At 30.3% G+C, this 23343-nt stretch carries 19 protein-coding genes; all 19 read right to left on the reverse strand.

Annotation, left to right across the window (positions count from 1 at the left end; all coding sequences use genetic code 11):
• Positions 1 to 19 precede the first annotated feature (19 nt).
• The 19 genes from ACTNAO_RS02105 to ACTNAO_RS02195 all read right to left on the reverse strand — a co-directional run bounded on the left by ACTNAO_RS02105 (position 20) and on the right by ACTNAO_RS02195 (position 23330).
• Positions 20 to 472, reverse strand: coding sequence for a transposase family protein (locus ACTNAO_RS02105; RefSeq protein ID WP_441048042.1), 453 nt, complete (start codon positions 470 to 472; stop codon positions 20 to 22).
• Between the two features lie 319 nt (positions 473 to 791).
• Positions 792 to 2843, reverse strand: a complete 2052-nt coding sequence (locus ACTNAO_RS02110; protein WP_441027903.1) for a methyl-accepting chemotaxis protein — start codon at positions 2841 to 2843, stop codon at positions 792 to 794.
• A 109-nt stretch (positions 2844 to 2952) separates the two neighbouring features.
• Positions 2953 to 3219 carry a GNAT family N-acetyltransferase gene (locus tag ACTNAO_RS02115; protein ID WP_441027904.1) on the reverse strand — a complete coding sequence of 89 codons (267 nt, stop codon included), beginning with the start codon at positions 3217 to 3219 and terminating at the stop codon, positions 2953 to 2955.
• A 9-nt stretch (positions 3220 to 3228) separates the two neighbouring features.
• Positions 3229 to 3357, reverse strand: coding sequence for a hypothetical protein (locus tag ACTNAO_RS02120; RefSeq protein ID WP_441027905.1), 129 nt, complete (start codon positions 3355 to 3357; stop codon positions 3229 to 3231).
• Positions 3358 to 3524: 167 nt separating this feature from the next.
• A complete protein-coding gene (locus tag ACTNAO_RS02125; protein ID WP_441027941.1) occupies positions 3525 to 4493 on the reverse strand; it encodes an IS3 family transposase in 969 nt (322 codons plus the stop codon).
• Positions 4457 to 4783, reverse strand: a complete 327-nt coding sequence (locus ACTNAO_RS02130) for a transposase (RefSeq protein WP_441027906.1) — start codon at positions 4781 to 4783, stop codon at positions 4457 to 4459. Before ACTNAO_RS02130 ends, ACTNAO_RS02125 begins: the two co-directional genes overlap by 37 nt.
• A gap of 475 nt (positions 4784 to 5258) precedes the next feature.
• Entirely contained in the window at positions 5259 to 6653 is a 1395-nt protein-coding gene (rlmD, locus tag ACTNAO_RS02135; RefSeq protein ID WP_441027907.1) for a 23S rRNA (uracil(1939)-C(5))-methyltransferase RlmD, read from the reverse strand.
• Between the two features lie 123 nt (positions 6654 to 6776).
• A complete protein-coding gene (locus ACTNAO_RS02140) occupies positions 6777 to 7127 on the reverse strand; it encodes a hypothetical protein (RefSeq protein WP_441027908.1) in 351 nt (116 codons plus the stop codon).
• A 288-nt stretch (positions 7128 to 7415) separates the two neighbouring features.
• Entirely contained in the window at positions 7416 to 8834 is a 1419-nt protein-coding gene (gene pyk, locus ACTNAO_RS02145; protein ID WP_441027909.1) for a pyruvate kinase, read from the reverse strand.
• 105 nt (positions 8835 to 8939) lie between these two features.
• The gene (pfkA, locus tag ACTNAO_RS02150) at positions 8940 to 9896 is read right to left on the reverse strand and encodes a 6-phosphofructokinase (RefSeq protein ID WP_441046071.1); all 957 of its coding nucleotides are present in this window, start codon (positions 9894 to 9896) and stop codon (positions 8940 to 8942) included.
• Positions 9897 to 10123: 227 nt separating this feature from the next.
• The gene (locus ACTNAO_RS02155; protein ID WP_441027911.1) at positions 10124 to 13687 is read right to left on the reverse strand and encodes a DNA polymerase III subunit alpha; all 3564 of its coding nucleotides are present in this window, start codon (positions 13685 to 13687) and stop codon (positions 10124 to 10126) included.
• 17 nt (positions 13688 to 13704) lie between these two features.
• Positions 13705 to 14655, reverse strand: coding sequence for a DNA-binding protein WhiA (whiA, locus tag ACTNAO_RS02160; RefSeq protein WP_441027912.1), 951 nt, complete (start codon positions 14653 to 14655; stop codon positions 13705 to 13707).
• Positions 14656 to 14669: 14 nt separating this feature from the next.
• Positions 14670 to 16040: a gluconeogenesis factor YvcK family protein gene (locus ACTNAO_RS02165; RefSeq protein WP_441027913.1), complete on the reverse strand. Its 1371-nt coding sequence runs from the start codon at positions 16038 to 16040 to the stop codon at positions 14670 to 14672.
• Positions 16037 to 16915: an RNase adapter RapZ gene (gene rapZ, locus ACTNAO_RS02170; protein WP_441027914.1), complete on the reverse strand. Its 879-nt coding sequence runs from the start codon at positions 16913 to 16915 to the stop codon at positions 16037 to 16039. The genes ACTNAO_RS02165 and rapZ overlap by 4 nt, the downstream gene beginning before the upstream one ends.
• A gap of 199 nt (positions 16916 to 17114) precedes the next feature.
• A complete protein-coding gene (gene murB / locus ACTNAO_RS02175; RefSeq protein WP_441027915.1) occupies positions 17115 to 18029 on the reverse strand; it encodes a UDP-N-acetylmuramate dehydrogenase in 915 nt (304 codons plus the stop codon).
• Positions 18030 to 18211: 182 nt separating this feature from the next.
• Entirely contained in the window at positions 18212 to 20095 is a 1884-nt protein-coding gene (gene uvrC / locus ACTNAO_RS02180; protein WP_441027942.1) for an excinuclease ABC subunit UvrC, read from the reverse strand.
• Between the two features lie 32 nt (positions 20096 to 20127).
• A complete protein-coding gene (locus ACTNAO_RS02185; protein ID WP_441027916.1) occupies positions 20128 to 21579 on the reverse strand; it encodes a peptidoglycan D,D-transpeptidase FtsI family protein in 1452 nt (483 codons plus the stop codon).
• Positions 21580 to 21584: 5 nt separating this feature from the next.
• Positions 21585 to 22808 (reverse strand): FtsW/RodA/SpoVE family cell cycle protein, encoded by a 1224-nt coding sequence (locus ACTNAO_RS02190; RefSeq protein ID WP_441027917.1) that lies wholly within the window; start codon positions 22806 to 22808, stop codon positions 21585 to 21587.
• Positions 22809 to 22850: 42 nt separating this feature from the next.
• Positions 22851 to 23330: an FHA domain-containing protein gene (locus ACTNAO_RS02195; protein ID WP_441027918.1), complete on the reverse strand. Its 480-nt coding sequence runs from the start codon at positions 23328 to 23330 to the stop codon at positions 22851 to 22853.
• Positions 23331 to 23343: the final 13 nt, after the last annotated feature.

Raw genomic sequence — 23343 nt, forward strand, 5'->3', positions numbered from 1 at the left:
GTAAAAATGCTTTGCTTTCTCAATCTTGTTTTATTTCCTCATCACTAAGTTTTTTTATTGAATACTCAGCATCATTAAATGTCTTTCTTCGAATCATTCGGTACACTATATCATGCTGAATATTTTCAAGTTCTTTAGGATTTAATCGTTCTAAATATTCATTTAGCGTTACATAATGAGGCTGATACTCCTTTTCTTTATCTCCAAGGATATTATAAATATTTGAAACTACTTCTTCTTTATTAAAATAATTAGTCATACTCTGCATAGATGGAACTGAACATATTGATTTAAAATATAATGTTCCTAACATAACACGATTTGAATAATCAATATAGCTTGAATTACGTGGATCAGCTACCTCATTAAATTTATTAAATAGTCTTGGATAAAACTTTTTTTGAATACTCAGACATTCTTTTATTGAATTTTTTTCTAACTTATTTTTAATTCTTTGTTCTTTCCTTCCCATAAGCCCTCCTGTGAGACAAAGTTTTTCTTTTATTTTACTTCATCACACGGGAAATGCGTAGATTTCTATACAATTTAATGAGAATTTTTTTTACCTTTCAGTTCTGTCTACCTCCATACACATTTCAATTGACCGCTGTTATCTGTTCCTTTATAATAGCAGGTAACAATATTGCTGGTCGGGCTGGTCGAAAGACCCTGGTCCATCTGCCGACAGGGAAGTTCCCTGTTATATACTAAATAACTGAGAGGTTTGCACCATATTGTGGGGCAAACCTCTCAGAATTCCGAGTGCTTTCGTTTTATAAGATTTTCTTTTCTCAATATGAAAAGCGTTCCACAATTCCCTTAATTGACAAGGCATTTTCTTCATTTGTTTTCGCAATCCCTGCCACTTCTTCCGTTGTGTGCCTTGTCTGCTCCACTTTTTCCATAATACCATCTGTACTGGCAATATCACCCGAAGGAGTATTTTGAACATTATCGATTTGGTTCTGAATGTTTGCAACCGCCTGCACAAATACATCAGAGCATTCACTTACCTCGTCAATCACTTCCTGAATTTGTGCAATAGATGTATTATATTCATTTGTAGCCTGTACAAAATCTTCAAACTGTGTTTTTATGTCTTTCTGCATAAATGCTATAATATTATCAAAACATTCCTGCACCTTGGCAATATTCTCTTTCGTTTTTACACAAATTGCCTGAATTTCATTTACTGTCTGTGAGGAACTGTTCGCCAAATTACCGATTTCTCCTGCTACAACGGCAAAACCTTTTCCTGCTTCACCTGCTCTTGCAGCCTCAATGGATGCATTTAATGACAATAGGTTTATCTGACTTGTAATGTCCAAAATCTGTTTTGCCATTTCATCTATCTGTGTCAGAGACTGTAGATTAACCATAGCCTCCTGTATCGCATTATGATTTTCTTCGATTTTAATATTCGTATTACTCAAAGATGCACTGGCAAGTTCACGCATTTCCAAAACCTTATCCATCAGCTCTGTGCTCTTTGTATTACCCATTTTAATCTTAGATTCCACTTGCGAAACCACAGTTGCAACTTCACCGATTTTCTCATCTACCTGCGCCACTGTATTGTTAACCTGAACCATACGCTTTGAAAATTGTTCCGTAGCTGTTGCGTTTTCTTCTACACACCGTATTAATATTTCAGAGGATTCCGTCATTTTCACAGCCGAATCATTCAAAGAATCAGAGCATATTCCAAGTGTACCTATAATATCACTAAAGGAATCACTTAATGAATCCAATGCTGTCGCAATTTGTCCGATTTCACTTTTACAACCTATGTACTTTCTTAACTTATCCTCTTTATAGATTTTTAAATCCTTTAAGTTAAGTAATGTTTGTGTCACATTTGCTAAAGGTTTTGTACTGATATGAATAAATAACCACGAAAGTCCTCCTATCATTATACATGAAACGAGACATATTATTCCCAGTTCTGCCATAATATCATATACTTCTGCATATAATTTTTTTTCGCTGTCTCTGGATACGACTGCCCAACCATGTGCGGAATTGTATTGATATGACACAACATATTCCTCCCCCGCCTCATTCTTACACAAAATATCTCCGCTTTCTACACCGGGGTTGGCTGCTATCTGCTCTATTACCTTCAATAACATTTCATCTTCTATTTGCTGTGCAATTAGTGTTTCGTCATCATCAAATATATACATCTCTGATGTAACATTAATCATGGTATATTTTGCAGTTTCACTTTCTGTAGTTCTTAAATTACCTAAAATCCCCTCTAGACCTTCTGCAAATGGTCCTCCGCCGACGTAACCTAATATTGTCTTATTATCTGCATCAAAAACGGGACAATACATGGAAAGGGCCAATTTTTGTGATGCAGGTGATACGATAATACCCGCATTATAAACTCCATTTGCATTTGTAATAGCGTCCTGAAGTGCTTTTAAGCCTTCTCCTTCACGCGTTGTAATACCAACTACCTCCGGATTTGAATGGGCAACAACATGCGTATTCCATTCTCCTACATATAGCCCTTCCCAATTATCCAGACATCCATAATACTCCTGCGTAAATTCCTGCACTGCTTTCTGCTTATCCTGATCGGAAAGATTTTTCAAATAATCTGCTACCAAAGGATTCACACTATATTCCACCAGCAAATCCTCCTGATGGTCAATATATTCCTCAATTAACGTTGCCTGCGCATTTAATTCTAACTTCATATTTTCCAACGCAGACTTTTTCATTAGTGCCGTCATGCCCGACTGCGCACTAAGGTACAATATTGTAATACAAATTACAACTATAATCGATATCACACCTGTTAGTACAGTTCTCATCTTTAAGTTTTTCATCATATAATTCCTCCTATCTCATTGTGCCAAATCACTTGACCTCATAATTCAAATCATGTTACTGCCTTACTTAAAAATCCCATTTTTCATCTCTTATGCATTGTAATACATGTCATAAACAACATAACCGCCATGCCCTTTTATTATACCCCCTCTCTCTTACCTTTTGAATGCCCAATGTCAACATAGTGACACCTATATGCTGGTGTAAATAATCAGCATGCACCGATACCGGCGCCAGCATCACAATATCACTATCATCTCCATTCCCGCCATCTGCATTTGGGGACAATGGGAACTTCGAAAACAAAAAATGTCCTACTATCTTTCCATCCAGTTCCGCCACAAACGACAGTTCCGGAATATAGTACTTAGACACTCTGATTTCTTATATCAAAGCAATAATATCACTTCCATCTGAATAATTTGTACCTTCCTGGAAAGACCGTAGAATCAATGACACAATTTCTTTATAGTCCTTAGCACTTTCCTGTCTGATTATAATATCTTTTCTCATATTTTTTGCTCCTGCATCTTTAAATTTTTCTCTTAAAAACTAAACGATTTCTCGTCCTTTTCTAATATAATATCCTTCTTGAATTGCAGCAAATGTTGCCACAACACATACCGGATTAACCCCTTTATATTGGATAAAATCTATTAAATTCTAAGTTTTTCTCACTTTTATATCTTTATGCAAATTTTTTGTAGATTCTCTCCAAGATGAAGGTTATAAAATTCCTTTGGTGTTATATATCCTAAACTCGAATGTAATCTTCTTTCATTATAAAAAATCATAAATTCATTAACTATTCTATAAGCTTCAGTATATGTTTCAAATTCATTTATTTTAAAACATTCATCCTCTAAAATCCTATGAAATGATTCAACATGGGCATTCTTGTTAGGTGTTTTTACAGGAATTCTTTCATGTTCAATATTCAAATTGGCACATGTTTCTTCAAATATATGACTAATAAATTGTGGACCATTATCACTTCTTATAACAGGTTTTTCTGCACTTTCTATAAATAGATTTCGCTTAATAAGACAACGTCTTATAAGGGCTGCAGCATCCTTTCCTTCACAATGTAGTCCCATATGATAATCAATAATGCTTCTATCAAATACATCTATTACATTTAAAGTATAGAAAAACTTATCTTCTCCTTGAACATATCCATATTTTATATCAATTTCCCATACCTGATTTGAAGCAATAACAGTCCTATTAGAAGCCAATATTCTTTTAGCTTTAGGATATGTTTTTCTTTGATTTCTAAGGACGTCTAATTCTTTACAAAGCCTGTATACCTTTTTGAAATTAATAACTAAATTATATGTACGTCTTAAATAATGTGTTATTTTTCTATATCCATAATATTGAGCATCTCCATTAATACCTTCTATAATATAATCCTTAATTTCATCATCACATACTTTTTTGTTATTTTTAGTTAAAGAATATCCTATTGGCTTACGCCCAGCGGGCTTTACCTTGTCCTCATTTTTAACTTTATAGTTCATATTATAATAGTATGTAGATCTACCAAGTTTAACTATTTTTAAAACTAAAGAGACACAATATCCTGCATTTATATATTTATTGGCAACTTCTATTTTATCTTTAATTGAGGGTTTGCTTTTTTTAATAAGTCTCTAAGAATGGCTATTTCTAAGTCTTTTTCACCTAATATTTTTTTCAATTTGTCATTTTCCTGAGTTACTTCATTTAATTCTTCTATACTATTTTTCCTCTCAACTAAAGCTTTTCTAACTGGTTTTACTTTAATCTTATCTTTATTCTTTGTTCTACTTATCCAAGTAGAAATTGTACTAGTAGATATTCCATGTTTTCTTCCTACTAAAGAAATATTTCTTACCTCTTTTACTTCGTTTAGTATTTGATTTTTAAATTCTTCTGAATAAGTTTTTCCTTTCATAAATTACCTCCAATAATTACTATATTTAGTATACCGTATACTAATATGCTTTGTCCAAATAATTATCTGGGCTTAAGAGTTATTAGTATCTTTGATTATTGTAAGTCCAACAATGTTAACCTTCTGATAAGTTATTCTAATAAAGGCTTAGTGTCTGTTGACAGGTTACATGAAATCGCTCAGGCATATTTCAAAAATGTTTCATTAACAAATATTGATTATAGTCATTCCACACAAGGAAAAGGATCGAATAAAATACAAGAAATATTATTATCTTGTAGTAATTAAAAAGCAAACCGCATTCATGGCCAATATAGATAGACAGAATGCGGTTTTATAGTTCTTAATTTATACTATTCGCGCACGTCTTAGGTGCCTCAATTTTTTACCCCCATCTTGAAATTCTGGGTTCTATATACATTTTTTCCTGCTAAAAACACAGGTACATAATCTTCAAAAAAGCCCTGAACCCCGCTTAAACTGGGGATTTACGCGATAGCAAGCACACTGTTTCCACATGCTTAGTCTGAGGGAACATATCAACAGGTTGAACTTCCTTAACTTCATATTTTTTTTGTGACAATATTTTTAAGTCTCTTGCTAGTGTTGCAGGATCGCAAGAAACATAAACTATTTTTTTTATATTAGATTTAATTATAGAATCTAATAATTTTTTATCACAACCTTTTCTTGGAGGATCAACTACAATTACATCTGGAATTATCCCCTTATTTATAAGATCAGGAATTACTTCTTCTGATTTTCCTACAAAAAACTCAGCATTATTAACATTATTTATTTTTGCATTTTCTTTAGCATTTAAAATAGCCGGCTCTATTATTTCAATGCCATAAACTTCTTTAGATTTTTTTGATAAAAATAAACTTATAGTTCCTGTACCACAATAAGCATCTATTACTTTTTCATTGCCTGTAAGCTTTGCAAATTCTAATGCCTTATTGTATAAAACTTCAGTTTGAACTGGATTAACTTGAAAAAAAGAAAGTGGTGATATATTAAATTTGAAATCTCCTATGTAATCTTGTATTGTATCCTTTCCATAAACAGTTATACATTCATTTCCAAGAATTACATTGGTATTTTTATTATTAATATTTATTATTACACTTTTTAATCCTTTAATTTTCATCTTAAGTTCATCTATATATTCATCTATATAAGGAATATTTCTACATTCTGATACTAATACCACCATTATCTCACTTAAATCTTTAGAGCTTCTTATCATTAAATGCCTTAAAATTCCCTTTTCGTTATAAACACCATCTATTTTAAAAGTGGATATATTGTGTTTTATTATCCACTGTCTTGTTATATTACATATTTCATTTGCCACTCTATTTTGAATGATACATTCATCCATATCAATTATATTGTGACTACGATTTTCGAAAAAGCCAATTGACACTTTTCCCTTAACAATTCCTATAGGTAATTGAACTTTATTTCTATATTCAAAAGGATTTTCTTTCATTCCTATTGGATATTTGACTATATTATCATTAAGCCCTCCAATTCTTGAAATGCAATCCTTAACTCTTCTATATTTAAAATCTAATTGTGCATTATAATTCATATGTTGTAGTGTACAACCACCACATCTTTTACTTATTTTACATTTTGTATTTTCCCTGGAAGGACTTTTTACTATTATTTCTTCTATCTTTCCAAATGCATATTTATTATTAACTTTAATAATTTTTACTTTAACCTTTTCTCCTATTATAGCCCCCTTTATGAATATAGGATAATTTTCTATTTTAGCTACTCCTTCACCTTCATAACCTTCCGAAATTATATCCATAATATATTCTTCATTTTTTTTTACAAACTGTGAGTCTTTATTCATACTTCACCATTCCTATTATCTTTATTTATGATATTTATTATATCAATTAATAAGTATAATATAAATGGTTATTTAAATATCTAACTTTTTTTATTTGCTTTATAAAATTTAAAGTATATTAACTTAACCCGCTCTAATAGAGGCACAATCCAGTAACCTAAAATTATATAAATTTATTAGTGTTCTTTCTAAATAACTAAAATAAACTGTGAACTTCACAACTTTACTTGAATCATCCTTAATAAAATCCATTATATATCTATGCCTTTTAAGTTTATCTTCATTATTTATATCATTAATTATTTCTTTCTCTTTTATTAAATCTAATTTGTTTATTCTTACAGCTTGTCCATATTCTGAGAAAAATCCTCTATAAGTTCCTATACTTCTTTTTATAACATCTTCATGTAGATCCTTTATCTTTTCATCATTCCAGTAGTAACTATTTATCATTGCTTTTTGGAAAAATCTCATTTTACTACCTCCTAAATCACTTTCTAATCATTATTTCCATCTACATTTTAAATATATGATTATTTAAAACGCAATATGTATAATTTTTACAAAGAAAATAAGACAATGCAAATATTTTCATATTTGCATTGTCTCTCGAAGAATGGTTGCCACCTATTCCTATTTAAATTATTGCTTATTTTTAAGCTAATATACATTATATACTAAATTATATTTATATAAATATTAATTTTTTGTAAATAAAAAAGGCACTATATAGTAGCACCTTTTTATTATTTAAATTTAAAATTATTCTACTACAGAAACTTTCATTAAGTTAGTAGCACCAATCTTATCAACTGGAACACCAGCAGCGATTACAACAGTATCACCTTTCTTAACAAATCCTTCTTTTTCTGCTATTTGAACTGATTTTTCCATCATTTCATCTGTAGATTCCATCTTGTTTGCAACTAGTGGATATACACCCCATGAGAATGCAAGTGATCTAGCAACCTTATCACAAGGAGTTACAGCTACTATTGGGCATTCTGGTCTGCACTTAGATAATCTCTTTGCAGTTGCTCCACTTTGAGTTGAAGATATTATAGCAGTTGCTTCTAATTCTGCAGCAGCATTACAAGTTGCTCTTGAAATAACACCTGCAATTGCTGGAATGTGATGCTTAGCATTTGAAACAGCTACTTGATATTTTAATTGTGCTTCAGTCTTTTCAGCAATCTTAGCCATTGTTTGAACAGCTTCAACTGGATAATCACCATTAGCACTTTCTCCTGATAACATTATAGCATCAGTTCCATCAAATATAGCATTAGCTACGTCTGATACTTCAGCTCTTGTTGGTCTTGGGTTTCTCATCATTGAATCAAGCATTTGAGTTGCAGTAACAACTATCTTACCAGCATTGTTACATTTTTCAATGATCATTTTTTGTACACCTGGTACATTTTCTATTGGAATTTCAACACCAAGATCTCCTCTAGCTACCATAATACCATCAGAAGCTTCAAGTATTGAATCTATGTTATCAACACCTTCTTGGTTTTCTATCTTAGAAATGATTAAGATGTTTTCTCCACCATTTTCATTTAATAATTTTCTTATTGCAAGTACGTCTTCAGCCTTTCTTATGAATGATGCAGCTACAGCAGTAACTCCCATTTCACATCCGAATTTTAAATCAGAAGCATCTTTTTCAGTTAATGCAGGTAATTTGATTGAAACGTTTGGTACATTAACACCTTTGTGAGTTCCAACAAATCCAGTGTTTGCAACTTCACACTTTATTGCATTTCCTTCAATTGATTTAACAGTTAATCCTACTAAACCATCATCTATAAGAATAGTGTTTCCTGGTTTAACATCTTTAGCAAGACCTTCATATGTAACAGAACACTTAGTTGTGTCACCTACTACATCTCCACCAGCATATACTGTAAATTCATCTCCCTTTTGTAATTCAACTTTCTTAGGTTCAAATTTACCTGTTCTTATTTCTGGTCCCTTAGTATCTAATACAAGAGCTATTTCCTTGTTTAATTTTTTTGCAACTTTCTTAACAAGTTCCATTCTTCCACGATGTTCTTCATGATCACCATGTGAGAAATTATGTCTTGAAGCATTCATACCAGCTTCAATAAACTTAGTTATTATCTCCTCAGTTTCACTTGCTGGACCTACTGTACAAATCATTTTTGTTTTTTTCATTTAAAAATACACTCCCTCTTTCAAAAAATAATTTTTCTCTATGTTAATTAGTTTTAGCAAAATTACTTACAATATATTAATAAATTAATGTATTGTAGCTATTAACTAAGATAAAACTGTAGCTAATTTATATAAATCTTCATCTATCTTTCTTGGCATTGCTAATGCTTCATCTATATCTTCATCTATTATTTTGTTATCTCTGATTCCTATAACTCTTGAAGTTTTTCCTTGTAATAAAACTTCTACTGCCTTAGCACCCATTCTTGATGCTAAAACTCTATCTGTTGCACTTGGGCTACCACCTCTTTGAATATGTCCTAGAATAGTAGCTCTTGTTTCAATTCCTGTAACTTCTTCTACTTCTTTAGCAAGTTCGTAAGCTCCTCCAACACCTTCAGCTAATATTATTAAGTTGTGCATCTTGCCATTTGCTTTTCCTTCAAGAATAGTTCTTATTAATGCTTCTTTGTCAAATTTTTCTTCTGGAACTATTACTGCTTCGGCACCACCAGCTATTCCTGCATATACAGCTATATCACCACAATTTCTTCCCATAACTTCTACTATTGAAACTCTTTCATGAGAAGTTGATGTATCTCTTATTTTGTTTATTGCATCATTTACTGTATTTAAAGCTGTGTCAAATCCTAATGTGAAATCTGTGTAAGCTAAATCATTATCAATTGTTCCTGGTAATCCAACTGTTTTAACTCCTAGTTTTGATAAAAGCTTGGCTCCCGTAAAAGATCCATCTCCTCCGATTACTACTAATGCATCAACGCCATAAGCTTTTAAAATTTTAGCAGCTCTTTTTCTTACTTCTTCTTGCTTAAATTCTTGGCATCTTGCAGTTCTAAGTATTGTTCCACCTCTTTGGATTATATCAGATACAGATGATCTGTCCATGTTAAATAATTCACCATTAATTAAGCCACTATATCCTCTACGTACACCCATTACTTCTAATCCATTTTGAAGTGCACTTCTTACAACAGCTCTAATGGCAGCATTCATTCCTGGAGCATCTCCACCACTTGTTAAAATAGCTATCTTTTTCATTTTTGTTCCTCCTTACACAACCACCGGGACTTATTAAGTCCCATATATATTAAATTAATCCACTTACTAGTTACTGATAATAATTGTACATAATATTTGACAATTTATCAATGATAAAATGCTAATTTTTATAAATAACTTATAAAAAAAATAATTTTATTTCTTACACAAGTATATTATACCCCATAAATTAATAATTTATAGGGTAATTTTTATTTTTTATATATTTAATTCATAATTCTTATGTTATTTTCACCAAATTTCTCTTTTAATATATGGATAAATTCCTCATCTTCATTACACCATGCATCTCTAGAAAGTCTATAATTTTGCCTTTCTCGACTATCAAATAAATAAATAGGTGTATTTCCTTTATAATTTTTGACAGCATTCTTTATAATATTATTACACTCTCTTATGTATGATTTATCAGTAATTCTAATATATATTCTATTTGAACTTACCTTTTCTAACCCTTCTATACTTTCACACAAAAGCTTTGGCATTTCATCTTCTTTTATGCTTATTCTTCCCTTAATTCTAACTAAAGCATCCTCTTCTATTACATCTCTGTATCTATCTAAAACCTTTGGAAATACTATAACCTCTATTGTTCCTGACAAATCCTCTAATTGAACAAAAGCCATTATTGTATTATTTCTAGTAACCTTTTGTTTAACCTCAGTTAGTATTCCGCCTAAAATAACATTATCATTATCTTTTATAGGCATCTCTTGATCTTCAATAGAATTATTTAAATTCTCAATAAAAAGCTCATAGGATTTATTTATATTTTCTATTGTAGTTGTAGTTTGAACTTTAAGACTTTCTTTATAGTCATCTAATGGATGTCCTGAAATATATAATCCTGTCATTTCTTTTTCCATAAAAAGCAAACTTCTTTTATTAAATTCTTTTATATTGGGGTATTGAATTTCAGGCAAATTAATATTAGAATCATCCAATGCAAATAGGCTTATTTGACCATCTATATTTCTTTTCTGATTACTATAAACACCATCCATAAGCTTTTCATAAACAGCTAAAAGTTTAGATCTAAATATATTAAATGAATCTAATGCACCTGCTTTTATTAAACTCTCGACAGCTCTTTTATTTACTGATGATAAATCAATCTTATCTACAAAATCAACAAGTGATTTAAATTTACCTTTCTTTTTTCTAGATTCCACTATACTAAGTACTACATTTACCCCTACATTCTTTATTGCTGCAAGTCCAAACCTTATGGTATCACCTTTTACTGTAAATTTAGAGTAACTTTCATTAATATCAGGAGGCAAAACTTGTATACCACATTTTTCTGCAAATTTAATATAATATGCTACCTTTTCACTTACCCCCATTACTGAATTAAGCATAGCCGCAATCATTTCTACAGGGTAATATCTCATTAAATATGCAGTTTCATATCCAACTACTGCATATGCTGCTGCATGTGATTTATTAAATGCATATGATGCAAAGTCCATCATTGAATCAAATATCTTATTTCCAACTTCAGCACTAACACCATTACGAACACATCCTGGCACTTCGATAGTTCCATCTTCTTTTACAATACCATTAATAAAGTTATATCTCTCTTCTTCCATAACCTTATGTTTCTTTTTAGACATAGCTCTTCTAACCATGTCACTTCTGCCCATAGAATAACCTGCAAGCTTTCTTACAATTTCCATAACCTGCTCTTGGTATACCATGACTCCATATGTTACATCAAGTATGCTTTCTAGTTTTTCATCTAAATATTTAACATTATGAAAATCTCTTTTTCCATCTATGTATTTAGGTATTTCTGCCATTGGTCCTGGCCTGTAAAGTGATATTCCAGCTATAATATCTTCTAATGAATCAGGCTTAAGTTCTTTCATAAATGATGTCATTCCAGGTGATTCAAGTTGAAATACCCCTGTAGTTTTCCCTTCACCGATCATCTTATATACTTCTTTATCTGCCACATCAATTTTGTCTAAATCAATCTCTATGCCTCTATTTTTCTTTATCATATTTATAGCATCATTCATAACAGTTAATGTTCTAAGACCTAAGAAGTCCATTTTTAACAATCCAAGTTCCTCTAATGTTGTCATGCCAAATTGAGTTACTATCATTTCATCATTTTTTTGAAGTGGCACATAATCAACTAATGGTCTTGAAGCTATTACAACTCCGGCTGCATGGGTTGATGAATGTCTTGGAAGCCCCTCTAGGTCTTTACTTATATCTATAAGATTTTTAACCCTATCTTCTGAATCATAAATTTTCTTAAGCTCTGGATTCATTTCAAGAGCCTTATCTATAGTTATACCAATCATTGTTGGAATCATTTTTGTAATTCTATCTACTTCAGCATAGCTATAGCTCATAGCTCTTCCAACATCTTTTATGCATGCTCTTGGAGCCATTGTTCCAAAAGTTATAATTTGAGAAACATTATCTTTGCCATATTTCTCCACAACATAATCTATAACTTCCTGTCTTCTTTCATAGCAAAAATCACTATCAATATCTGGCATACTAACTCTTTCTGGATTTAAAAATCTTTCAAATATCAAACTATATTTTATAGGATCAATTTTTGTAATACCTAAAGTATATGCAACTATTGAACCAGCTGCAGAACCTCTTCCAGGTCCTGTAGGTATACCTTTTTCTCTAGCAAATCTTATAAAGTCCCATACTATCAAAAAATAGTCAACATAGCCCATTTGTTTAATTATGCCAAGTTCATATTCAAGTCTGTCTACATACTCTTTTGCCTTTTCGCTATTAGATGAAACTTCTTTTATCTTGTCTTCATCATATTTGCTACCTCTAAGGTTCTTAAATTCTTCATATCGTTCTATAAGTCCTAAATAACAATGTTCTTTTAAATATTCATAAGGTTCTCTTCCGTCTGGCAACGGAAAGCTAGGAAGTTTTGACTCATGAAATTTATAATCATAATTGCACTCTTTTGCTATTTTCACTGTATTTTCTAGTGCTTCTGGCACATATGAAAACATATTATACATTTCATCAGCTGATTTCAAATAGAATTGATCAGAAGGATATCTTCTTCTATTTTTATCTTCAACTGTTTTTCCTGTTTGAATACACATTAAAATATCATGAGATTTAGAATCTTTTTTATTTATGTAATGAACATCATTAGTAGCAACTAATGGTATATTAAGCTCCTTTGAAAGCTTAATATTTACTTCATTAACCTTTTTTTGTTCTTCCATTCCATGATTTTGTATTTCAAGATAAAACCCTTCTTTAAATATATCTTTATAAAGAAGGGCAACATCCTTAGCTTTATCTATTTTATTTTTTAATATATTTTGCTGAACTTCTCCTGCAAGGCATGCACTAAGGGCAATTAAACCTTCACTATGGCTTTTTAAATATTCGTGATCGATTCTTGGCTTATAATAAAAACCCTCAATTGAAGCCTTAGAAACAATTTTCATTAAATTTTCATAGCCCTTTTCATTCTTTACAAGAAGAACTAAATGATGAGTAGAGTTTTCCTTATCTGGTTGTTTAATTTTCATTGATTTTGCAGCTACATATACTTCACATCCAAGTATAGGTTTAATTCCAGCTGCCTTTGCCTGTTTATAAAATTCAACACATCCATACATAACTCCATGATCTGTAATGGCGATTGAATCCATTCCAAGCTCTTTAGCCCTCTCAATAATTTTAGGTATTTTACCAGAACCATCAAGAAGACTATATTCTGTATGAAGATGTAAATGACAAAATTTATTTTCACTCATTGTTATCTCTTCTTCCTTTAGAAGTGCTCATTTCTAAGCTCTCCTGCTATCTTTTCAATTTTTCTAAGCCTATGGTTTACTCCTGATTTCCCAACTGGTGGATCAAGCATCTCTCCTAGTTCTTTTAATGATTCATCTGGATAATTAAGTCTAAGTTCTGCTATTTCTCTCAAATTTTTAGGCAATCTTTTTAATCCTATTTCAGATTGTATAAATTTAATGCTTTCAACTTGTCTTACTGCAGCATTAACTGTTTTTGATAAATTAGCAGTTTCACAATTTACAAGTCTATTTACATTATTTCTCATTTCCTTCATTATCCTTATATTCTCAAGTTCAAACAATGCTGAATGAGCTCCCATTATACTAAGAAGATCAGATATCTGTTCTGATTCTTTAATATAAATTATAAAAGAATTTTTTCTTTGAATTACTTTTGATCTTAAATTAAAGCTATTAATTAGATCTCTTAAATCCAAAGCATATTCTTCACTATGTGTTACAAATTCAAGATGATATGTTTTTTCTGGATTACTTATACTTCCACCACCTAAAAAAGCACCTCTTATATATGCTTTTTTATCAGCATCACTTTTTATCATGCTTTTTTCAATTCTATAATCAATACTCATTACTCCATCTATTTCTTTAAATATACCTGTATCTCTTAATATCTTTCTAACACCCATATCTTCATCAATAATTACCATATATATGTTATTCTTTTTTAACGAGTTGCTCTTCTTCATCATTAACTTTGAATGTATATTAAAAAATTCCTTAAGCAAGGTAAATATAACTCTTGCACTTGAAGGATTTTCTGTTGCTATTCTAAAAGATAATCCTTTACCACTAAAAGCAATAGTACCACTAACTTTCATTATGGCAGAAATTTCTGCAAGTGCTTCTGACTTAGATATATCACTATATCTTGCTATTTCACCTTTAACCTTGGATGAAAATGACATATTATTTTCTCCTTCTATTCTTTATTCTTAAAGTTTTCTTTTTCTAATTTTCTTTCTGCATTTTCACGATCTTTAATTCTTTGTGATAAATACATATATTCTATTATCTTCTTTCTTTCGTAAAGTAATTTCTTTTCCATTATTGTATTAATAATTAATCCTGCAAGTTTATCTGTATCATGCTTTACAAAACCATTATCAACTCTTACTAAATCTCCCAAAACAAGTTCTACATTCATATCATGAATTTTTTTCTTGTCAGCTTTAACCTGTATAGAATTTTCTTTTATATATTTTTCTTTTAAATCTTCAGATATCTCTTCTTTATTTGCAATTACACAGTCTACTATTTCTTTACCACCATATTTTTTAATTTCCCTTAAATGATCAGATACAGTAAAACCACCTGTTTCACCTGGTTGAGTCATTATATTGGAAATATAAATCTTATAAGCCTTACTTTTTCTAACAGCACTTCTAATTTTCTTTACCAATAAATTAGATATTACACTTGTGTAAAGACTACCTGGACCCATTACTATTGCATCAGCTTCTCTAATAGCCTCTACTGCTTCATCTAATGGTTCTGCATCTTCTGGTATTATAAATAATTTTTTTATTTTTGATTTTTGCTTAACAGCTTCTTCTGGTATCTCTGATTCACCATAAACCTTATTCCCATTTTCAAGTTCAGCCATAAGCTGCATATCATCAAGTGTTACTGGAATAACTTTACCTGTTACAGCAAGAACTGAACTCATCTTTTGAACAGCTTCCTCAAAATTTTCAGATATTCCAGCCATAGCAGCCAAAAACAAGTTACCAAAACTTTGATTTTTAAGTCTTCCGTCCTTAAATCTATATTGAAGCAAATCTTCCATTATTGGTTCTGTATCAGCTAATGCTAGAAGACAGTTTCTAATATCTCCAGGTGGCAACATTCCTAAGTCTTCACGTAGTGCTCCAGATCCTCCACCATTATCCCCAACGGTTACAATTGCAGTTATATTACTAGTATAATACTTAAGGCCCCTTAGCATTGTAGAAAGACCAGTACCTCCACCTATTACTACTATTTTAGGTCCTTTAACTAATAATCTCTTTTCATAAATAAGACTTTCTATTTTCTTACTGTCTAATGACATTTTCACATATCCAGTATTAATTAATACAATTATTGATTTCATAACTTCCGTAACAGAAATATATATTACAAATATTCCCGACAAATTAAGAAAAGTATAAAAAACTTTATAATATAAATCATAAAGTCTTCTATTTACAAGCTCTGTAAAACCAAAAGCAATTAAAAGCACACCTAATATTCCAAATATTATCCATCGTTTAACCTTAATTCCTGGTTTGAGCCAGTCAATTATTCTCATAGTTTTCTTGCTCCCTTATGACAATCCTCCATTATATCTCTATGCTCAATTCTAGCATTAAAATTAGCTTTAGCTAATCTTTCATATACTTCATTAGCAATAGCAACAGATCTATGTCTTCCACCAGTACAACCTATAGATACTATAAGCTGTCTCTTTCCTTCTTTTATATAATTAGGTATTAAAAATTGAAGCATATTTTGTACCTTATCAATAAATTCTACTGTTTCATTCTGTGCTAAAACATATTCCTTTACAGGTTCATCTGCTCCTGAATATTGTTTTAATTCAGGTATGTAAAATGGATTAGGAATAAATCTTACATCAAAAACTAAATCAGAATCAACAGGTATACCATATTTAAATCCAAAACTTAATACAGTAACTGATAATTGCTTTTCTACAGATTTACTATTACCATAATGTTCCATAAGCTTTTCTCTTAAATCTCTTATTTTATACTTTGATGTATCTATTATTATATCAGCTCTATCTCTTACTTCTCTAAGTCTTTTTCTTTCTTTATTAATACCTGTAATAATTCTTCCCTCATGGGCAAGAGGATGACTTCTTCTTGCTTCCTTAAATCTCTTTACTAATACTTCATCAGTTGCATCAAGGAATAATATTTCATATTCTAAATTATTATTTTTCAAATAAATTAATGATTCAAATAAATCATCAAAGAATATTCCACCTCTTATATCTATAACAATAGCTACTTTTTCGATATTTCCATTATTACATGCTTCAGCAAATTTAGGTATTAACTTAGGTGGCAAATTATCTACGCAAAAATAATCCATATCTTCTAATGTTCTTGTTGCTTCTGTCTTACCAGCCCCAGACAATCCTGTTACTATAACAAATCTCATTACCTTTACCTCCTATGTTATTAGTATATTTTATAATATGATAAATAGTCACTATTTTTATTCTATCAATCATTATTTATTATATTATATTTCCTAGGAAATTAATAGTGTAGCTTTTTAATACAAAAAGCCTCTATAAAAATATATTACTTTTATAGAGGCTAAATATAATAAAATTTAAAACATTGAACAAAAAATTCTAATCTTCACCGATAATTCTTACTTCTGGTTTTAATTCTACACCAAATTGTCTATTTACTTCTTTTTGGACATGCTTAATTACATCTAGTACATCCTTCGCTGTAGCATTTCCCTTATTTATAACGAAACCAGAATGTTTTTTAGATACTGCTGCTCCACCTATTGAAAATCCCTTTAATCCTGAATCTTGAATAAGCTTTCCAGCAAAATACCCTTCTGGTCTTTTAAATGTACTTCCTGCTGAAGGATACTCAAGTGGTTGCTTTTCCTCTCTCTTTTTAGTTAATTCATCAATTCTATCTTTTATTTTTATTGAATCTCCCTTTTCTAATGTAAAAATTGCTCCAATAACTATAAGTCCTTCTTTCATTACCTTAGATGTTCTATATCCTAATTCTAAATCTTCCTTAGATATAGTATATATATTTCCGTCATTATCCATAACTTGTGCTTCTTTTATTACACCTTTAATTTCACCATTATATGCTCCTGCATTCATAAATACAGCTCCACCTACAGAACCAGGTATACCACATGCAAATTCAAATCCTGTTAATGAATTTTTAAGAGCTTCATTAGAAACATCTTTTAATAAAGAACCACATCCAGCTTCAATTTCATTACCACATACTAATATACTATTTATGGAACTAAGTTTTATTACTACTCCTCGTATTCCTCCATCCTTAACAAGAACATTTGAACCATTTCCAATTATATAATATGGTATTTCATTTTCTTTACAAATCTTTAAAGCATCAGCAATTTGATTAATTTTTGACGGTTGAAGTAAGATGTCTGCACTCCCCCCAACTTTAAAATAAGTATGTTCTTTCATGTCTGCATCTATAATAATCTCATTACTTGTATATACTTTATCAAACAACTCTTTATATTTTAAATATGGATTCATTTCCTACTCCTCTACATTAATAGTTTTTTTCATTTACTTAGTATAAAGTAATTTATGAAATTAAACAAGGTGATTATTTACCTTTTTCATCTACTTTCCACTATGCATAATGCCTTGTCACTCAATTTCCTTAACTTATAGTATTTGTAAATTTTTTCTTAACTTTCAAATGTAAGTTTATACTAATTATGTGTTTCAGTTTTATGTACATTAAAATAATTATAAATACTTTCAGCAGCTTGCTTATTAATTGATGGAACTTCTAATAATTCTTCAATTGTAGCATTTTTTATATTAGTAACGCTTCCAAATTTAGTAAGCAATTCAATTTTCCTTTTTTGTCCTACACTAGGAATATCATCAAGTACTGAATGTAAAGTTTTTTTGTCCCTTAATGTTCTATGATATGTAATAGCAAACCTATGTACTTCATCTTGAACTCTTCTTATAAGCTGCATAAGATTGGAATTTCTTTTTATGATTATTTCATTATTTTCATATATTATACCTCTAGTTTGGTGCTTATCATCTTTTACAAGTCCGCAAACTAATATATCTATATTTAATTCATTAAGAACTTCCTTTGCTACATTTACTTGACCTTTTCCTCCATCCATCATTATAATATCTGGAAAAAAAGAAAATTTTCCATTTGATTTCATATGAAGTCCATTTTGCTGTATTTCTTTAATTTCTTCAAGACCTCTTCTAAATCGCCTTTGAAGAATTTCTCGCATGCTACTATAATCATCTGCACCTTTTACAGTCTTAATTTTAAATCTTCTATAATCACTATTTTTTGCTCTACCTTCTTCAAAAACAATCATGCTTCCTACTGAGTCAAACCCTTGAATATTAGATATATCATAAGCTTCTATTCTAAATGGATATATTTCAGTACCTAAAACCTCTTGAAGTTCCTTTAACGCAATTTTATTAATTTCCTTATCTTTCAACATCTTTTCTTTAAACTGTTCTAATGTTATTTTTGCATTATCAAACACCATATTAAGCATTTTTAGTTTATCTCCCTTTTGAGGGACTTTTATAAATACTTTTGTATCTCTCTTTATTTCCAAAAATTTTTCAATAAGTTCTTTGTCCTGAACATATGGCACAAAAATATTTTTAGATACTTTAGCTGTTCCACCATAAAATCTAAGTAAAAAATCAGATATTATCTTATCATTATCTTCATCTGCTAAATTTGTAAGCATAAAGTGTTCTCTTCCTGTAATTTTACCACTTCTAAAGAAAAACACTTGTATACATACATCTTTTTCGTCTTTATATAAATTTATAAAATCTTCATCTTCATCATTTGTTTTAAAAACTCTTTGCTTTTCAGCAAGATTTTTTATTGCTAGTATTTTATCTCTAACAGCAGCAGCTTTTTCAAATTCAAGATTTTCAGAAGCCTGCTCCATTTCTTCTTTTAATGTTTGAACAATAGTAGTATCTGCTCCACTTAATATGTCAATAATTTGATTTATAATTTTTGAATATTCCTCTTTAGATATATGACCTTCGCAAGGTGCCTTGCACTTTTTTATGTGATAATTCAAGCATGGTCTTGTATATTCAGTTGTTTCAGTAATATTCTTTTTGCAAGTTCTTAGTGGAAATATCCTTTTTATCAAATCCATTGTTTCATAAACTGCTGTTCCATTAGCATATGGTCCAAAGTATTTATTACCATCCCTTGAAAACCTTCTTGTTACAAATACTCTTGGAAAAGTTTCATTTGTTGTTATTTTTATAAAAGGATAAGATTTATCATCCTTTAACAAAATATTATATTTAGGACTATATTTTTTTATAAGATTACATTCTAATATTAATGCTTCCATTTCAGAGTCGGTAACAATATATTCAAATTCAGCTATATTTTTAACCATCGCCTTAACTTTTTCTGTATGATTTTTAGAATTTTGAAAATATTGTCTTACCCTGTTTTTGAGTATCTTAGCTTTACCTACATAAATTACTTCCCCAAGATTATTTTTCATTAAATAAACTCCAGGCTTTTCAGGTAATATTTTTAATTGATATTCAAAATCAAATATAAAAACCAACTCCTTTAAAAGTACAAGCTAAATTATTTAATTCCTGCCTGCATTATTTGTGCAGCTATTGGTCCAGCATATTCTGCACCAAATCCACTACTTTCAACTATAACTGCTACTGCAATTTGAGGATTATCTGCTGGTGCAAACCCAATAAACCATGAATGATCTTTTCCAGTTGAGTTTTCAGCTGTTCCTGTCTTACCAGCAGCATTCATGCCATCAAACAATCCAAGATTATCTGCAAGCCCTTCCATGTAGTCTTGAATAGTGTCAGCCTCACTCTTAGTCATTACTGTCTGATATTTTTTTGTTTCTATTTCTTTTACTGTATTTCCATTTAAATCAACAACCTTATTTACAAGTTTTGGTTGCATCATTGTTCCATCGTTTGCTATAGTACTTGCTACTAATGCCATTTGTATTGGTGTAGCAAGAATTTCACTTTGACCTATACCACTTTGTGCAATTAGTCCCTTTTCATATGATTTAAAAGTAGGGAACACACTTTGTGATATTGAAAGTCCGGTAGCTGGTATATCTTTATTAAATCCAAATTTTTCTGCTGTTTCTTTTAATTTGTCATTTCCAAGTTCTAGTGCAAGACTTCCAAAAACCACATTACTTGACCTCATAAATGCAGTTTTTAAATCTATACTACCATTAGCAACTTTCTTTACATTTGGAAGTGTAAATCCACCACCAAGATCTAATACTCCATTATCTTCAAATATTCTAGATTGTATTCCTGAAATATTTTGCAATGCACTTGTTGTTGTTACTGTTTTAAAAGTAGATCCTGGAGGATATTTACCATTAAGTGTTCTATTTATAAGAGCATTGCTAGAATCCTTACCTGAATTAGCAGCTTCCATAGCACTATCAAGATTATTAGGATCATATGTAGGCATAGAAACAAGTGCCAATATTTCACCTGTTTTAGGATTTATAGCTACTGCAGCGCCCTTATATCCACCTAAATTTTTTAGTCCATTATATGCAGCTTGTTGAATACTCGGATCTAATGTAGTTACAATTCCATTTCCTATTTTATTTTCTTCATTATTTCTGTCATTGAATATTTCCTTTAATGAATCAACATTAAAATTTTTAATAAAATCTCTATAGCCACTTCCCACGCTACTATATGTAGATAATTCAGTATCAAAAGAATCTTCAAGACCTGTTAACCCATATTTAGGATTAACATAACCTAGAGCATGACAATATAAATCTCCCTTTGTATATGTTCTTGTTTGTGTAAGAACTCCTGTTTTTTCACCTGCAGTTAATGCAGTACCATTTCTATCATAAATTGTGCCTCTAAGAACCTCATTTCTTTTAGCCCATAACCTCTTGTTTCCCTGGTCTTCTGCTATAGAAGGTGCTTTAAATACTTGGAAATATGCAATATAGGAAATAAGTCCAACAAATAGCATTAATATAATTACCATTACTCTTTTAACACTGTTTCTAAAATCCATAACTTCTATGCCTCCTCTGAAACCTTTTGTAATACTCCAAGTGCAAAAAATATTGTTAGCATAGAACTACCTCCATAACTTACAAAAGGCAATGTTATACCAGTAAGAGGAATAACAGCAAATATTCCACCTATAATTACTAAGGTTTGAAATGCTATCATACAACTAAGTCCAACTGCTACAAGTTGAGAAAATCTATTTTTAGTTATAAATGCTCCTCTTATTCCTCTATAAAATAATAGGAAGAATAAAAGCATTACTCCTATTCCAAATATCATTCCAAATTCTTCACATATAGCAGCATATACATAGTCAGATGTGCAAACTGGTACAAAATCATCAGTATACCCTCTTCCAAGGCCAGTACCAAACATTCCTCCTGAAGAAATAGCATATAAACCTTGAACTATTTGATATCCTTTATCTGCCGCATCTGCCCAAGGATCAAGCCATATAGCAACTCTTTGTTGAACATGTGAAAACAATTTATACGAAATTACTGCTCCAACTGAAAAAAGTCCAAGACTTATAAAAACATATTTTTTCTTTGTTGTTCCAACATAAAGCATTGCTACTATTACTCCAAAGAATATAAGTGCAGAACCTAAATCTCTTTGAATTACAAGAAATCCAATTGCATACATAGCTACAGCTGCTGGAATTACAAGTTTTTTTATATGTTCCTTACCACTATCCTCTAATTTGTAATTAATCAATTCAGCAGCCAAATAAAATACAAGTAATATTTTACCAAACTCTGAAGGTTGAAAACCTATAGGCCCTATATAAACCCAGTTTTTTGCTCCATAAGATTCTTTACCAAACAAGGCTGCAAGTGGCATAAGTACAATAACCCCAGCTAAAAATATATATTTATATTTTACAAGTCCGTTAATATTAGGAACCACTATAACAAAAACACTATATATTATTATTCCTGCTATAAACCAAATAATTTGTTTAGTTCCTTCATCTGGTTTTAATCTGTATATTATAGCAATTCCAATAATTGATAATATACTAGAAAATATAAGCAAAAATTTATCTCCCTTAGGGTAAAATTTTCTTATAACAAAATGTGATATTAAAACAACTATACAAATTATTACACCCATATATACAGCTTTTTTATCTATGGGATCTGAAAGAATTGCTAAATTTCCAAATAGTGCTGCACATAATACATATGTCAGTATAAGCAATTTTATTTCATCTTTACGAGAACTCACTTTATCACCTCAGTTTAAGATATTAATATTATAATATTTTCATTATCCTAAAACTTTAAATTTTACAGCCCCTATGGAAACTTCATCTCTAGAAAATAATTTAACTTTACCTCTTATTTTTTTGTTATTAACTAAAGTTCCATTAGTACTATTTAAGTCTTCAATATATAAAACATCATTTATTACTGATAATATAGCATGATGACCAGAAACATGTTGATCTTGCAATATTAACTGATTATCTTCTTTTCTTCCTATTGTAATGTCACCATTAACAGGAATTATACCACCTTGCTTTAATGATTGGATATTACCAGTATTAATAATTTCAAGTCCATGGCTCTTTCTTTTATGCTTATTCATGTTATTATTATTTGTTTTATTGTCATGTGTAGGTCTTCTTCTTTTGCCTCCAGCTTTAACATCCTTATACATAATTTTCAAAGCATAAAATAGAATAAAATACAGTATTACTATAAATGCAATGCCAAATATGCCTGCTGCTAATTTTGAAAAACTCATATCTTCACCTCAA

Source organism: Clostridium sp. HCP1S3_C6, assembly GCF_052066735.1.
GTDB lineage: Bacteria > Bacillota > Clostridia > Clostridiales > Clostridiaceae > Clostridium.